The sequence below is a fragment of the Chryseobacterium sp. StRB126 genome (assembly GCF_000829375.1).
Taxonomy (GTDB): Bacteria; Bacteroidota; Bacteroidia; order Flavobacteriales; family Weeksellaceae; genus Chryseobacterium.
Map to the genome: position 1 here is coordinate 3,005,819 of NZ_AP014624.1, position 15,101 is coordinate 3,020,919.

Here is a 15,101-nt window from a genome sequence, read left to right on the forward strand (position 1 = left end):
CCCCACATTCCTGTGAGACTTTCATTGATTATTTATCTTCCTCCCGGAGGACAATGTTCTTTCAAATATTTTGTAAACATGGTAGCCAAATGCAACGATGTTCCTTCGCCTTCACTGATAGAGTGGGTTCTGTTAGGATAAGACATCAGCTGAAACTGCTTGTTATATTTTACCAGTTCATTAATGTACACTTCTGTATTCTGATAATGTACATTGTCATCACCGGTTCCGTGAACCAATAAAAGATTTCCTTTCAGGTTTTTAGCATAAGCCAATGGAGAACCGTTGACAAAATCTTCCCTGTTTTCCTGTGGCAGTCCCATATAACGTTCCTGATAGATATTGTCATAGAATAATTGATTGGCTACCGGAGCAATTGCAATTCCGGTCTGGTAAATATCAGGATATTGTCCTAAAAGATTTAATGTGGAAGAGCCACCACCGCTCCAGCCCCATACGGCTACTCTGGAAGTATCCACATAAGACCATTTTGCAAATAAGGCTTTAGCGCCCATCGCCTGATCGCGGATATTAAGCTGACCTATTTTACGGTAAATAGATTTTCTCCACTCACGGCCTTTAGGAGCAGGGGTTCCGCGATTTTCAAGGGAAACATACAGATAGCCATCCTGAGCCATATCTCCAATATATAAACCATTTTTTCCTGCGTTAAAATTATCCGTTACCGTCTGTGAACCCGGTTCACCATACACCATGAAAACAATCGGGTATTTTTTGTTGGGATCAAAATCTTTAGGTTTTACAACCCATCCGTCTAGTGTAGCTCCATCCTGTGTGGTGATCTGGAAAAACTCTGTTTTAGCTCTTGCAGGATCTGCTTTTGAAGTACTCTTAGCAGCTACAAGTTCTTTATGTTCCGGCAATGATACCACAGCACCTGCTGAACGTGCATTAACACTGCTATTATTAAACATCGCAATTTTCCCGTTAGGAGATATGGTATATTGGTTAGATCCGGTATAAGCTTCAGGAGTGAGTCTTTGGGCTTTTCCGCCTTGCATACTTACTTTGTACAGATATTTTTGAGTAGCATTAGTAGGTGAGGCTAAAAAGTAGATCTGTTTGTTCGGAATATCAAAAAACTCTGGTTTTATAACATCAAAAGCATCTTTTGTAAGCAAAGTTTCTTTACCGTTCATATCTATTTTATAAATATGTCTCCAGCCGTCTTTTTCAGAAAGCCATAAAAACTCTTTACCATTGTTAATCCAGTCCCAGCCGCTTGGGTCATTGTCATTCCAACGGGATTTGATGTCTACCCATGCCGCATCTGTCTCCGTATGAATGGTTTTACTGCTTCCTGACTGAGCATCTGCCACCATAATTTTACTTTGATTCTGTTTTCTGTTTAATTGTTGCAGAATAACGGATTTAGAATCCAGTACCCATTCCATTCTGGGAATATAATGCTGTACTTCATCACCAGCTATATCTGCTTTCTTAGAAGACTTTGAGGCAAGATCATAGAACCAGATGCTGCATCCAGAGGGGTTTTCTCCCACTTTCGGATATTCTACAGGAACGGTAAATGAGTATAAACTGTCTGTATTGTTAATCATCAGAAAGTTTTTGGTATCTCTTGCATCCAGCTTCCAGTAAGCAATTTTATTTCCATCCGGAGACCATCTGAAACCATCCTGAGTCCCGAATTCTTCTTCATAAGCCCAATCGAAAGTCCCGTTAATCATTCGGTCTGTACCATCATTGGTAATTTTCGTAAGCTGATTATTGGAAAGGTCTTCAATATAAATATTATGCTTAGATACATAAGCTACCTTTTTACCATCGGGAGAAAACTTCGCAAACATTAATGAGGATGTTGGCAGGTCTTTCCCGAGCTGAGTAAGCTTCTTGGTATTTTTATCAAAGATCCAGTAGTCTCCGCGGGTATTGTCTCGCCAAACTTTCTGGGTATTGGTGAAAAGCAACAGACTTTTACCATCCGGTGATACCTGAAAACTCTGTACTTCTAAAGCCGTAGAACTTCCCGAAGGAATCAATTCATTATTGCTTAAAAAAGCCTGATCTTTTCCGGGATTCAGCACATCAATAATCCCAACACCATTTTTAGTAAATGAATAATAAGCATTGCCATCAGGAGTCCATTGTGTTTTTTGGGCTGCCAATGGCGACAGACACAGGAAGTAAAGGGCAATAGCCGTTATTTTTTTAATATTCTTCATATATATGATTTCTTACGCTAAATGTTCTGTTCTGTAGTTTTCAATTTCATCAACCGTAGTAATCAATCCGTTTCCAAGAAGCCTGTAACCATCATCTGTAATCAAGAAATCGTCTTCAACACGAACGCCACCGAAGTTTCGGTATTCATTTACTTTATCATAGTTAATAAATTCCGCATTTTTATTTTCAGACTGCCAGATATCAATCAACTCCGGAATCATATAAATACCAGGTTCCACCGTCACTACATATCCGGATTCTAAAGCTTTTCCTAAACGTAAAGATTTAAGGCCAAATGTTTGGGTATCTTTTGGTTCTTCCTCTGTATACCCGATATATTGCTCTCCAAGATCCTCCATATCATGCACATCCAATCCCATTATATGGCCTAATCCACACTGGAAAAATAGGGTATGGGCATTGTTTTTCACTGCTTCTTCAGGATTTCCTTTCATTAATCCCAAATCAACAAGCCCTTCTACCAGATATTCAGAAGCTTTCAGATAAATATCTTTAAACTTAACTCCAGGTTTCAAAAGATGATGGGCATTATTAAATGAATTCAAAACGATCTCATAGATTTCCTTTTGCTTTGTACTGAAGGTTTTGCTTACCGGAAATGTTCTGGTTAAGTCACCCGCATATCCCATAGCCGTTTCAGCACCGGAGTCATTAAGGAAAAGATCTCCGTCTTTCAGGGTATTCAGACGGTAATGATTATGAAGAATCCCTCCGTTTATAGTAACAATCGGGGGATAAGACATCTGACATTCTTTGTTAGCAGCAAGATATTGAATAGCATTAGCAATCTCATATTCTTTAATACCCGGCTTGGCCATTCTCATCGCCAAAAGATGCATTTCATTGGATACGTTCACGGCTTCTTCTATCTGTACAATTTCCTGAGCTTCTTTTACAGAACGTTGTTTTACAACAGCTTTAATCATTCCCACAGAAGGCTGTAACTCTGTTATTTTAATTCCTAAAAGATCTGTCAGTACAATTTTATTAGAAGGCTGATAGGGTGGAAGATAATGCACCTTTCTGCCGGATGCTTGTGCTTTCAGAAGGTATTGAGAAAGCTCTGCATATGGTAATGTTTCCTGTACTCCGGATTTCAGGCTCTTTTCTTTCAAGGTTTCCTGTCTGCCCATCCATACAATGTCATCAATACTCAGTTCATCTCCGAAAACAATCGTCTTATTCTCATCAATGTCAATAATTGCTGCAATCTTAGGCTCCTGAATCCCGAAATAATACAGAAAAGTACTGTCCTGACGGAAATAATAAGGATTGTGCTCAAAATTTACAGGATTCTCTATATTTCCTAAAAATAATAGAATTCCATTGGCCACATTGCCCTGCAATACGGCTCTTCTGTCTTGATAAGTCTGTGCTGAAAACATATATTATGAATACTTTTTATTTTAAAAGTTTAAAGTTACGATTTTGTACTATTTGAAGTCCTTTATTCATTAAAATTATGAAGATGTAAAGTTTGTATTTTAATATCATATGTAATGTTCATATTTTGCTTAAATTCGGCAATATTTTAACCTATCTATTCATTGGTCTTATAAAGTATTGATTTATGAAGAGTCTTCAGTTTTCAGTCCCTGCCGACACCAACAAAAGTATCCGTATTCAGGAAGATATTATGCCTAATTTCTATCCTTACTTCCATCGGCATACCGAAACACAGATCATGTGGATCCTTAAGGGACATGGTACTCTCGCCATAGAACAAAACCTTTTCACCTTTGAACCTGGAGATATTTTCTATCTGGGAGCCAATCAGTCTCACGTTTTCAAGGGTGATTTTGCTGAAAATGAAAAACAAAAAGTTCATGCTATTTCTATTTTCTTCGATCCTGATAAAAAAATATCAGCCTTTTTTGATTTACCTGAATTTGAAGAACTTAAAAACTTCATCGAACATTCAAAAGTAGGGTTTCAGGTTGCTTTAAAATTAAAAAAAAGTATAGGAGAAAGCATGGCAGCCTTACAAAAGACACAAGGGATAGAACAAATTATAGACTTTATAAAGATTTTAAACCACCTGATGCAGAACAGACAGCTGCATATTCCGCTATCTTCAGAAAAGAATCTACCAAATCATATCTCTGAAAACGACCAGCGAATTATAGATGCACAAAATTATATTAAGAAAAATTTCACTCAACAGAAGCTTACCCTTGACGCTATTGCCAAAGAAGCCTGTATGACACCTCAGGCATTCTGCAGATCCTTTAAAAAACGCACCAGAATTACTTATATTCAATATCTTAATGAATTACGGGTACAAAGAGCCTGCAGATTATTAACCTCGAGCAGCATGTACAGCATCTCTTCTGTTGCTTTTAACAGCGGATTCAATAGTTTGACCAATTTCAACCGGGTTTTTAAATCCATTATGAAGTACTCCCCAAAAGAATATCTGAAGCATTATAAAGAAGCAACAATGGACCACGAATAACAACATGTTAAAATACGGTCAGTATTTATTAAAATATTAACATTTACCGTTTTGAAATTCACTTAGTTTTGAATAAATATTATTTGATATGAGTACAAAACTAAACTGGGAAGGTATTTATCCTGCTGTATTAACTCCTTTTACAAAAGAAGGAAAGATTGATTTTGAAATGTTTGCTGTTAATACAGAAGCCCAGATTAAAGCCGGAGTTCATGGGATTATCCTTGCGGGAACATTAGGAGAAGCCAGCGCGTTGGAAACTGAAGAAAAGTTTGAACTTCTTCAATATGCTAAAAAAATTACAGCGGGCAGAATTCCCGTTATCCTTAATCTTTCTGAAAATACAACCAAGAATGCAGTCAATTTTGCTCAAAAAGCAAAAGAGTTGGGAGCTGATGGATTAATGCTTCTTCCTCCTATGCGTTACAAAGCCGATAGTCGTGAAGTGGTAGAATATTTTAAAGCCGTTGCTGCTGCTACAGATCTTCCGATCCTTATCTATAATAACCCGGTAGATTACGGAATTTATGTAACGCTGGAGATGTTTGATGAGCTTATAGAATATCCAACCATTCAAGCTGTTAAAGAATCTACAAGAGACTTAGCGAATGTAACCAGAATGATTAACCGCTTTGGGAAAAGAATCAAAATTCTTGGTGGAGTAGATACCATTTGTCTTGAAACCCTGATGCTTGGTGCCGATGGATTGGTAGCAGGACTTGTAGATGCCTTTCCTAAGGAGACTATGGCCATGTACAACTACGCCAAAGCAGGACAATATGATAAGGCGGTTGCCATTTACCGATGGTTTATGCCATTATTAGAGTTAGATATTCATCCTAAGCTTATCCAATATATTAAACTGGCTGCCACCGCTGAAGGCATCAGCAATCCGTATGTAAGAGCACCACGTCTTGAACTTCAGGGTGAAGAAGCTCAAAAAGTCAATAAGATTATTGAAGAAGGCAGAGCCAATCGACCAACATTAGATTAACACCAAAACAAAAGCTATGATTGAAGAAACATCAAAAGAAAATATTGAGTTGAAAATTCAGATGGCTTCCGAAGCATATCAATTCCTGAAGAATACAACCATAAAAGAAAGAGCTGCATTAATGAATGCTGTTGCCGATCAGATTGAAGCTTTAGGAGAAGAACTCTTAACCACCGCTCATGCTGAGACTTCATTACCTCTGGCAAGACTTACCGGTGAAAAAGCCAGAACAGTAGGACAATGGAGAAGTTATGCAAAAGCAGCAGCCTCCGGAATATACACGGAACCAAGGATTGATCTTGCTCAGCCCGAGAAGCAGAAAGGAGACCTTAGAAAGTACAATATAGGGTTAGGACCTGTGGTTGTTTTCGGAGCCAGTAATTTCCCGTTTGCTTTTTCCACAGCAGGAGGAGATACAGCAAGTGCAATAGGAGCAGGTTGTCCCGTTATTGTAAAAGCTCATCCTGCCCATCCTCAGACCTCTCAAATGATGGCTGATGCAATAACAAACGCAGTAAGAGAATTTGGATGGCCAGAAGGAATTTTTAACCATATTACCGGAACATCCTATGAGATTGGAACGTATTTAACCCAACATCAGGATATTCAGGCAGTGGCGTTTACTGGTTCATTCAGTGGTGGGAAAGCTTTATTTGACATCGCCAGCCGTCGCGAAAATCCTATTCCGGTATTTGCAGAAATGGGAAGCATTAATCCGGTATTTGCACTGGAAAACTTGATTGAAAGCAAAGCAGAAGCTTTAGCTAAAGAATATATTAGCTCATTAACATTAGGAGTAGGACAGTTCTGTACCAATCCGGGAGTGTTTATTGCGGTGAAAGGAGAATCCCTAAGTCGTTTCATCGCTGCAGTAAAAGATGAAATCCAGGAAATTACACCTGCTCACATGCTTCACAATGGCATATATGAAAGCTTTGAAAAACATAAGGCCAATGCAATAACACAGCCTGACATTGAAGTAACTGCTTCAATAGAAACTGAAGAAGGAAAAGGAAGTGCAGCCATTATAAAAACCAATGCTCAAAGCTTCCTTAATAATCCTGTGCTGAGCGAAGAAGTCTTTGGACCTTTTGGAATCATTGTCGCTTGTGAAAACCAAGAAGAACTTATACAGATTGCTCAAAACTTAAAAGGACAGCTAACCATTACTGTAGCTGCAACTTCGGATGATATTCGTGAAAATTCTGAACTCATTCATCTTTTGAAAGATAAATGTGGAAGACTGTTATTCAACGGAATGCCTACCGGAGTAGAGGTGGTGTATGCCATGCAGCATGGAGGGCCTTTTCCTTCAACTACAGATTCACGCTTTACTTCCGTAGGACCGGATGCCGTTAAACGGTTTGTTCGCCCCATTTCTTTTCAGAACTGGCCGGATGAATTCTTACCCGAAGAACTGAAGAATGAAAACCCATTGCAGATCAGCAGAATTGTAGATGGAGAAGTAAATTCAGGATCATTAAAATTAGAAACCGTATGAACAGAACATTTTTTTGCATAGACTCCCATACCTGTGGCTGTCCGGTACGTCTGGTTGCGGGTGGTGGGCCTATTTTAAAAGGAAATTCCATGATGGAGCGCAGGCTTCACTTCATGAAAGAATATGACTGGATCCGAAAAGGTTTGATGTTTGAACCCCGCGGCCATGATATGATGAGCGGAAGTATTTTGTATCCTCCTATTGATGAAGAAAATGATATCGGAGTTTTATACATTGAAACCAGCGGCTGCCTTCCCATGTGCGGACACGGAACCATCGGAACAGTTACCATTGCCATAGAAGAAGGCTTGGTGGTTCCTAAAATTCCGGGAAAACTACGTCTTGAAACGCCTGCCGGGCTTATTCTCATAGATTATATACAGGAAGGGAAAAAAGTAAAATCAGTAAAACTCACCAACGTAAAATCTTTTCTTTACGCTGCAGACCTTGAAGTGGAGTGCCCTGATCTTGGATTGATAAAGGCTGATGTGGCCTATGGAGGAAACTTCTACGCTATCATTGACCCTCAGGAAAACTTTAGAGATATTTCTGATTTCACGGCAAGCCAGCTTATTCACTATGGGAAGATCATAAGAACGTTGCTGAATGAAAAATATCAATTCATCCATCCTGAAAATGAACATATTTCCGGATTAAGCCATATTCAGTGGACGGGAAATCCCACAGATCCTAAAGCCAGCGGACGAAATGCCGTATTAGTGGGGGAAAATGCTTTAGACCGTTCTCCTTGTGGAACCGGAACTTCAGCAAGAATGGCTCAATGGTATGCAAAAGGGAAATTAAAAGAAGGTGAAGAATTCATCCATGAAAGCTATATCGGATCGCAATTTATAGGAAGAATTGAAGGAACCGCTACTGTGGATGGCAAACCGGCTATTATTCCTTCAGTAGAAGGCTGGGCGAGAATTACCGGCTATAATCAGATTATTATTGATGACGAAGACCCTTATTGGCTGGGATTTCAGGTAATGTAAATTTTGTAACGAGTTATGACACAAAATAAAGGCAAAGCACTGATTATAGGTGCAGGAATCGCAGGGCTAAGTTCAGCATATTATCTTTTACAGAAAGGCTGGCAGGTAGAAATCCTGGAACAGAATGATCTCAGCAATAATTGTTCTTATGGCAATGCAGGGATGATTGTACCCAGTCATTTTACCCCTTTGGCTGCTCCTGGAGTTGTTGCACAGGGAATTCGGTGGATGTTCGACAGTAAAAGTCCGTTTTATGTAAAGCCATCGCTGAGTACCCAACTTTTATCCTGGGGTTTAAAATTTCTGAAACATTCCAATCAGAACCATGTAGACCGTTCTGCACAGGCAATCAGAGATCTTAATCTCGCAAGCAGCAGCCTTTACAATGAAATTGCAGGAAAAGAAGAATTTGATTTTGAATTGAATCAAAACGGAATTCTGATGCTCTATAAAACCGAAAAAGTAGCCGAAGAAGAAACAGAATTAGCCTATAAAGCCATCAGTTTGGGACTCCCTGTTGATATCCTTGACAAAAAAGATATTCAGGCCCTGGAACCTAATGTTCAATTGGATGTTATAGGAGGTGTCAATTACAAATGCGATGGCCATATGAATCCGGTAAAGCTGATGAAGCAAATGATCTCTTACCTTAAAAACAATGGAGTCATTTTCCATACGCAACATAGAGTAACAAGCTACGAAATTGCAGGAAATACCATTAAAGCAGTAATCGCCAATGGTAAAAAGTTTTCAGCGGATCGTTTCATTATGACCGGAGGTTCATTTTTACCTGAATTGGCTCAAAAAGCAGGTGTCAAAATTCAACTGATGCCCGGAAAAGGCTATTCTTTCATGCATACCCCTGAAAATCCAGTCAACAGATTGGAGCATGCAGCATTATTATTGGAGGCAAGAGTTGCAGTAACACCTATGAACGGACAGATCCGTTTTGGAGGAACCATGGAGCTGGCTTCTCATCATGATAAAGTGAATATGAAAAGAGTAGAAGGTATTGTTCAGTCTATTCCCAAGTACATGCCTGATTTCCAGGTAAAATTGCCCAAAGAATCCGAAATCTGGTTTGGATACAGACCTTGTGCACCGGATGGACTTCCTTATCTGGGACAATCTTCAAAATTAAAAAATCTGATTATCGCAGGGGGTGGCGGAATGATGGGCTTAAGTCTCGGACCTATTTTCGGAAAAACAGTTTCTGAACTTGCCAATGATCAAAAGCCAACGGTTGAGATAAAGATATTCAACCCTGAAAGATTTAGTTAAAAAAACATCACATAACACACAAAATTATTATTTGAACCTGTTTAAAATTTTTTAAAGAAAGAGTTTCCAGAAAATTAGAAATCATGGGATAAGCATTATCCCACAATACTTTATGATAAAGGATGGCAAAGTTGTGGACAAAAGCATGGGAGATATTGACTATCAAAATTTACAGACAAGTTAAAATCATTCTGGATCCAATTAGACAGGTTGATTAAGCATAAAACAATTTGATTATTAAAATAATTTATTAACACCCAAATCCAAAAAATCATGAAAATTAAATCATTATTAATTATGTCCCTATTTCCAATAATAGGTTTTGCTCAAGAAAACAGACCTCATGAGTGTAAAGCAGATGAAATGATGAAAAAACATTTTGAACTGCATCCTGAATCTAAGGCTGATTATGAAAATTTTGAGAAATACACCAAAGATTTCATAAAAAAAAGGGGATCAAACAGAAATTCATTAAATAATAGGGCCAACAATCCAACCTACATCATCCCTGTGGTTTTTCATGTGTATGGAGAATCTCAAAGTAATGTAAAAGTAAATTACCAAAAAGTAGTTGACTTACTGCAGCAAATCAATTTAAATTTCAATGGAATTAACACTGATTCAAATACTGTAGATCCTGATTTCCAATCTATCAGAGGAGCATTAAGTATTGAATTTCGATTAGCTAAAATTGATCCAACCGGAAAAGCAACAAGCGGAGTGATTTTTCATCCTTTCAAAGGAGGATATGGCAATGGAGGCGGATATGATACAGAAATTGGCACCGATGCTTGGGATAATACAAAGTATATGAATGTGTATATCCAAAATGACCTATATGCTGATAAGGATTTATATCAATCGGGAGTTGCCTGGTATCCGGATTCATACATGACTTCAGTAAATACAGCCAGAGTTGTTTATAATGGACGTTATATATTTAATGCTGCTGGTACAGTAGCTTCAAACGAGTTTTCTGATACATTTACTCACGAATTTGGGCATTGGTTAAATCTTCAACACACCTTTAATATTCCATGTTCAACGGCAAACCCAACTAATGATGGTGATGGAGTTGCTGACACACCTGTAGAAAACACTTCTTCCGGATTAGGATGTACAACTGGAAACAATTGTCTTGGACAAAAAGTAAACGTTGAAAACTATATGGGATACAATGGTTCTTCCGGTTGTTATAAAATGTTTACCAATGGACAAGTTGACAGAATGCTGGCAGCATTAAACCATCCTTCGCGAATAAATTTATGGAAGCCTGCCAACTTAGCCGCAACCGGAGTTGCCAATACTCCACCTAAATTAACCCTTAGCAACAGTACATTTACAGAGAACTTAAACAATAATGGAGCCGTGTCATTAGATGGAACAGTAGCATCTGCCCCTAAATCAACGATTACGCTAAACGGAGCAACATTTGCCGTACCCAATGGAACAACTCTTACTTCAGGAACACATTTCACTTCTTCATTACCACCAGGACTAACAGCAGCTATAGCAGTTACAAGCCCTACTACTGCTACACTTACCATAAATGGTGCAGCAACCAGTCATCCTAAAAGTCAGGTCCTGAATTCATCAATTACGTTCCGAGATCCGGCTATAGCAGGAGGCGTAACTTCATTAGGATCAACTACAGCTTTGGCATTAACTTTTTCTTACAAAGATCCCTATAAAATAGTTACAGGAACTCCTCTGGAAAGTTATGCAAACCCAACAGTAACAACAGTAACAACCAACTCCGGGGCAACTTGGAAATATTTTATCATTAACCCGGAGCTTAGTGATGATGCAGGGTATGGCGCTTGGTACTATGGAGCAAATCAATTAAAATTGGAAACCTATTGGAAAGGATTAGTATGTGAAACAGGAACAAGAAATATTAGCTTAATTCCGGCTTGCACCACTATAACGAATGCAAATAATATAGGTTACCCAATTGGTACTCCCGGACAACTTGACGTGTACACTCCTACATACACTAACTGGTCTGGCAAAACCGCTTATGTTGGTTTTAGAAATCAATTCGAAGGTTACAATATTAACGGCTATTTCAAACTGATTGTTGGGACCAATGGTTCAAGTTATTCTGTAACTGAATTTGGATACAATACACAACCATATGGCAGTATTACAACCCCTTGTGCATTAGCATTATCCACTGCAGACGTTGATACAACAAACTCAGAAACTTCTATCTATCCAAATCCGGTTTCTGATGTATTGAATATTAAAACAAAAGGGAAAATTAAATCAATTTCTGTTTATGATATGTTTGGAAGAAAAATGAATGCTAAAGTTGTTGGTGATAAGGTTGATGTTAAACACTTCCTAAGCGGAACTTATTTAATTGATATTGAAACTTCTTTAGGAAAATCTTCCCAAAAATTCATTAAAAAATAGGATCAAACGCTATATCGATACAATATTGAAGATGGACAGTATTCTGGAAATGAAACCCTTCTTGGCCACCAGCCTCCTGATTACTACTTCAAAGCGGTTACAAACTGGTTTAAAGCTTTTTAAACAAATGCATTTAATAAAATAATTTAGTATTGATATGTTAGTTATTCACTTGTTGAATACAAGATGGGCTTAATTTTTTAAGCCCATTTTTATTTTATGACGAATATTACCAGGTTTTATCGGCAATTGTGAGTTTATTTACGTAATTTTATTTATCGATTTCAAACTCAATTGATTCTTATGTACTATAAAAACGATACCATCATTATACGGGAATTTACCCCTCAGGAACTCCATTTATTTTTAGACCTGTTTAAAAACGAGAAGGTTACCCGTTATCTGCCTTACAAATCTCCTGAAGAGTTTAAAGAAATGTTTGAAAAAGCTTTATCAGACTATAAAGAAGGACCATTCAGCAGATGGGGAATCTTTAATACTGAAAATAATGATTTTGTTGGAATGTGTCTGGCCAGAACTTTCCATCACAATCCCAACCAGGCAGAAATCGGATATATCCTTGGAGAAAACTACTGGGGAAAAGGTATCGGAACCCAAATATGCCAGGCACTTGTTGGTCACTGTCTTGCATTAGATGAAAAGAAAGATATTATTGCCGTAACGGATCTTGATAATATCGGTTCTCAAAAAGTACTTCTTAAATGTGGATTTAACAGAAATGAAAACCTGATAGAAGGAGATAGGGAACTTGCCTATTTTTTATATTCAAAAGACTAAGAATAGACTAAAAAGTTAAGAAGACAAAGCAGATTGGGATTATTCCAAGCTTGCTTTGTCTTTTATCATGACCTATTTTCTATCCAGAGAAAGAACATTATCATCCATTCTCAAGATCAGGAGATAAAATAATCCTGCATAGATCATTTGAATTCCCATTGCTTCCCAATTTTCAACCGTACTGCTTCCGAATAACAGCAGGATAATCAGTGAAGCTCCTGCCATAGCTGCTATTCTAGTCTTAAAGCCAATGATAAGCAGTAATCCGATAATAAATTCTAAAAAAGGGAGTGTTGTACTGAACATTTGCACAAACAATTGAGGAAGCCAGCTTTTTTCAAAGCTTTTCGTCATCCCGTCAGCAAAATCATTAAGTTTGGTTAATCTCACCAGTCCATGTCCGAAGAAATTGATCCCCATCGATAAACGAAGGAAAAGATAAGCTATATTCTTATTCATAAAAGTATTTTTTGAATTATTATTTTAATTTGAAAACAGCTTGTTAATTATTGAATTTTGCTTCACTATTATCAACCGGAGTATCAGGATCATTCATCACCATTTTAGCAATATCATCTTTTCTCATAAAAACCACACCCTGCTTTTCTTTGGTATATTTGATGAACTCCTCCATGGCATGAACCATAGCAGGTGTTCCGCCAATCCTGTCATGGAAACTGATGCTCATCATTCTTCTTTTGTTTGCTCCTTCCTCATAAAGCCTGTCAAATTCAAACTTCAGCTGGGCAAGAAACTGATCCGGACTCCAGTGTTTTCCTTCAATATTCACAATATCATTATTACGAAGTGTGTAGGGAATAACCACAAAATTTTTCCCTTTTACCTTGGTAATGAAAGGCTCATCGTGGCTGAGATCATCAATATGATAAAGGAAACCTAGCTCCTGCAATACTTTCAGGGTATTCGGACTTCTTCTCAGCCAGTTACAATTGTATCCCACGGCTTTCTGTCCTGTAATTTTTGCGACAGCATCTACCCCCTGTTTTACAAACTGTAATTCTTCATCATAATTTTTATTCCATTGGTTATCCCATGAAATCCCATGAGCAGCAATCTCATGACCACCATTGGCAATGGCTTTTGCAATTTCCGGATATTTCTCGGCAGCGGTTCCCACTACGTGAGAGGTTACTTTGATGTCATACTTTTTCCATAGATCCAGCATACGGTAAATTCCTTCATTTCCACCATAGCGATACCAGCTTTCTGCAGGAAGATCAGGCTGCCCTTTAGGAAGTGGAGTATTACTGAAAGGACTTTCCGCTCCTTCAGGCTGGCCTCCCGTTTCAAACTGCATAGATACGGAAATGACCAACTGTGCACCATTAGGCCAATGCTTCTTTGTTACCATACGATTTTTATCTTCCGGATTTCCTTTTCCAACACAGTCATTAGCTTTAAAACCAGACCCCAAAAATACCGTTGCAGCAAGTACCATTACTGATTGTCTTATATATTTCATTTTACATGTATTTATACTGCAAAATTGACTATTAAACCGTTCGTTATTATTGTAAAAATTAATCTTAAATTTGTAAAAATTCATTATCTATGAAAAGAATTATCAATTTCAATTCATTCAACGTTTTCAGAATCGAAAAGGAAATCTGGGACATTGAATATCACAACCATAACTTCTATGAGCTGATTATCATAGAAAATGGAAAAGGTTCCCATCATCTGAACGGCATTACATTTCCCTATCAAAAAGGAGATGTATTCCTTCTAAGACCCAGTGATGCTCATGAATTTACTATCCAAAACAAAACCAGTTTCATCTATATAAAATTTACGGAGGAATATATCTGGGAAACCCTTTTGATGAACAAGAAAAATGAACTGAAAAAAATTATTCAATTACTGATGGAGGACCGGTCTTTTGTGTATGAATCTGTGATTAAAAATAAATCAGGCAGAGAGCACCTTCTTCAGCTATCCCGTATTCTTTTGCATGAATTCAGCCACAAAAACTTATACAATAAAGAAATTGCAACAGATCTTTTTTCAACAATTTTCACCATTCTCACCAGAAATACCATGAGCAATGCCATCAATCAAAAATGGGTTTCTAAAAATCTCAGCAGAATAGACAGGATCTTATACTACATCAATGTTAATTTTCTGGATGCAGACAAAATGAAAATAGAAAACCTAGCTAAAGAATTTCTGCTTTCCCCAAATTATATCAGCATCTACATCAAAAAGGAGACTGGTTTTTCCATTCAACAACACATCATTCAATATAAGGTAAAGGCTGCTGAAAAACTTCTGCTTCAAAGCAACTACAACATCAGTGAAATTGCAGACAGACTTGGTTTTAATGATGTTAGCCATTTCCATAAAATATTCAAAACCTATAGAAGCAAGTCTCCGTCTGTCTTTAAAAAAGAATATAAAAACCCCTAGAGATTG

The 15,101-nt window shown here is 37.7% G+C and carries 12 protein-coding genes; 8 read left to right on the plus strand and 4 right to left on the minus strand.

Annotation, left to right across the window (positions count from 1 at the left end; genetic code table 11):
• Positions 1–32 precede the first annotated feature (32 nt).
• Together CHSO_RS13595 and CHSO_RS13600 are read right to left on the minus strand one after the other, a co-directional pair.
• Positions 33–2,204 (minus strand): S9 family peptidase, encoded by a 2,172-nt coding sequence (locus CHSO_RS13595; protein WP_084220988.1) that lies wholly within the window; start codon positions 2,202–2,204, stop codon positions 33–35.
• Positions 2,205–2,216: 12 nt separating this feature from the next.
• A complete protein-coding gene (locus tag CHSO_RS13600) occupies positions 2,217–3,611 on the minus strand; it encodes an aminopeptidase P family protein (protein ID WP_045496842.1) in 1,395 nt (464 codons plus the stop codon).
• A gap of 185 nt (positions 3,612–3,796) precedes the next feature.
• On the opposite strand from CHSO_RS13600, the gene CHSO_RS13605 reads away from it, so the two are divergent.
• From CHSO_RS13605 to CHSO_RS13635, 7 genes are all read left to right on the plus strand, one after another.
• Positions 3,797–4,681 carry an AraC family transcriptional regulator gene (locus CHSO_RS13605; RefSeq protein ID WP_045496845.1) on the plus strand — a complete coding sequence of 295 codons (885 nt, stop codon included), beginning with the start codon at positions 3,797–3,799 and terminating at the stop codon, positions 4,679–4,681.
• 88 nt (positions 4,682–4,769) lie between these two features.
• Complete coding sequence (locus CHSO_RS13610; RefSeq protein WP_045496847.1) at positions 4,770–5,675, plus strand: dihydrodipicolinate synthase family protein; 906 nt, start codon at positions 4,770–4,772, stop codon at positions 5,673–5,675.
• 16 nt (positions 5,676–5,691) lie between these two features.
• Positions 5,692–7,176, plus strand: coding sequence for an aldehyde dehydrogenase (NADP(+)) (locus CHSO_RS13615; protein WP_045496850.1), 1,485 nt, complete (start codon positions 5,692–5,694; stop codon positions 7,174–7,176).
• Positions 7,173–8,171: a 4-hydroxyproline epimerase gene (locus CHSO_RS13620; protein WP_045496854.1), complete on the plus strand. Its 999-nt coding sequence runs from the start codon at positions 7,173–7,175 to the stop codon at positions 8,169–8,171. Before CHSO_RS13615 ends, CHSO_RS13620 begins: the two co-directional genes overlap by 4 nt.
• A 15-nt stretch (positions 8,172–8,186) precedes the next feature.
• A complete protein-coding gene (locus CHSO_RS13625; protein ID WP_045496858.1) occupies positions 8,187–9,452 on the plus strand; it encodes an NAD(P)/FAD-dependent oxidoreductase in 1,266 nt (421 codons plus the stop codon).
• A gap of 273 nt (positions 9,453–9,725) precedes the next feature.
• Positions 9,726–11,870 carry a zinc-dependent metalloprotease gene (locus CHSO_RS25065; RefSeq protein ID WP_052480599.1) on the plus strand — a complete coding sequence of 715 codons (2,145 nt, stop codon included), beginning with the start codon at positions 9,726–9,728 and terminating at the stop codon, positions 11,868–11,870.
• Between the two features lie 303 nt (positions 11,871–12,173).
• Entirely contained in the window at positions 12,174–12,668 is a 495-nt protein-coding gene (locus CHSO_RS13635; RefSeq protein ID WP_045496861.1) for a GNAT family N-acetyltransferase, read from the plus strand.
• Between the two features lie 72 nt (positions 12,669–12,740).
• On the opposite strand, the gene CHSO_RS13640 is transcribed toward CHSO_RS13635, so the two are convergent.
• Both CHSO_RS13640 and CHSO_RS13645 read right to left on the minus strand, forming a co-directional pair.
• Complete coding sequence (locus CHSO_RS13640) at positions 12,741–13,127, minus strand: DoxX family protein (protein ID WP_045496865.1); 387 nt, start codon at positions 13,125–13,127, stop codon at positions 12,741–12,743.
• A gap of 43 nt (positions 13,128–13,170) precedes the next feature.
• Entirely contained in the window at positions 13,171–14,151 is a 981-nt protein-coding gene (locus tag CHSO_RS13645) for a polysaccharide deacetylase family protein (RefSeq protein WP_045496867.1), read from the minus strand.
• Positions 14,152–14,240: 89 nt separating this feature from the next.
• Between CHSO_RS13645 and CHSO_RS13650 the strand changes: the two genes are divergently transcribed.
• A complete protein-coding gene (locus tag CHSO_RS13650; RefSeq protein ID WP_045496870.1) occupies positions 14,241–15,095 on the plus strand; it encodes an AraC family transcriptional regulator in 855 nt (284 codons plus the stop codon).
• Positions 15,096–15,101 lie beyond the last annotated feature (6 nt).

Coding starts and splice junctions, on each gene's coding strand:
- CHSO_RS13595 (WP_084220988.1), bottom strand. CDS start 2,204: ATGAAGAATATTAAAAAAATAACGGCTATTGCCCTTTACTTCCTGTGT.
- CHSO_RS13600 (WP_045496842.1), bottom strand. CDS start 3,611: ATGTTTTCAGCACAGACTTATCAAGACAGAAGAGCCGTATTGCAGGGC.
- CHSO_RS13605 (WP_045496845.1), top strand. CDS start 3,797: ATGAAGAGTCTTCAGTTTTCAGTCCCTGCCGACACCAACAAAAGTATC.
- CHSO_RS13610 (WP_045496847.1), top strand. CDS start 4,770: ATGAGTACAAAACTAAACTGGGAAGGTATTTATCCTGCTGTATTAACT.
- CHSO_RS13615 (WP_045496850.1), top strand. CDS start 5,692: ATGATTGAAGAAACATCAAAAGAAAATATTGAGTTGAAAATTCAGATG.
- CHSO_RS13620 (WP_045496854.1), top strand. CDS start 7,173: ATGAACAGAACATTTTTTTGCATAGACTCCCATACCTGTGGCTGTCCG.
- CHSO_RS13625 (WP_045496858.1), top strand. CDS start 8,187: ATGACACAAAATAAAGGCAAAGCACTGATTATAGGTGCAGGAATCGCA.
- CHSO_RS25065 (WP_052480599.1), top strand. CDS start 9,726: ATGAAAATTAAATCATTATTAATTATGTCCCTATTTCCAATAATAGGT.
- CHSO_RS13635 (WP_045496861.1), top strand. CDS start 12,174: ATGTACTATAAAAACGATACCATCATTATACGGGAATTTACCCCTCAG.
- CHSO_RS13640 (WP_045496865.1), bottom strand. CDS start 13,127: ATGAATAAGAATATAGCTTATCTTTTCCTTCGTTTATCGATGGGGATC.
- CHSO_RS13645 (WP_045496867.1), bottom strand. CDS start 14,151: ATGAAATATATAAGACAATCAGTAATGGTACTTGCTGCAACGGTATTT.
- CHSO_RS13650 (WP_045496870.1), top strand. CDS start 14,241: ATGAAAAGAATTATCAATTTCAATTCATTCAACGTTTTCAGAATCGAA.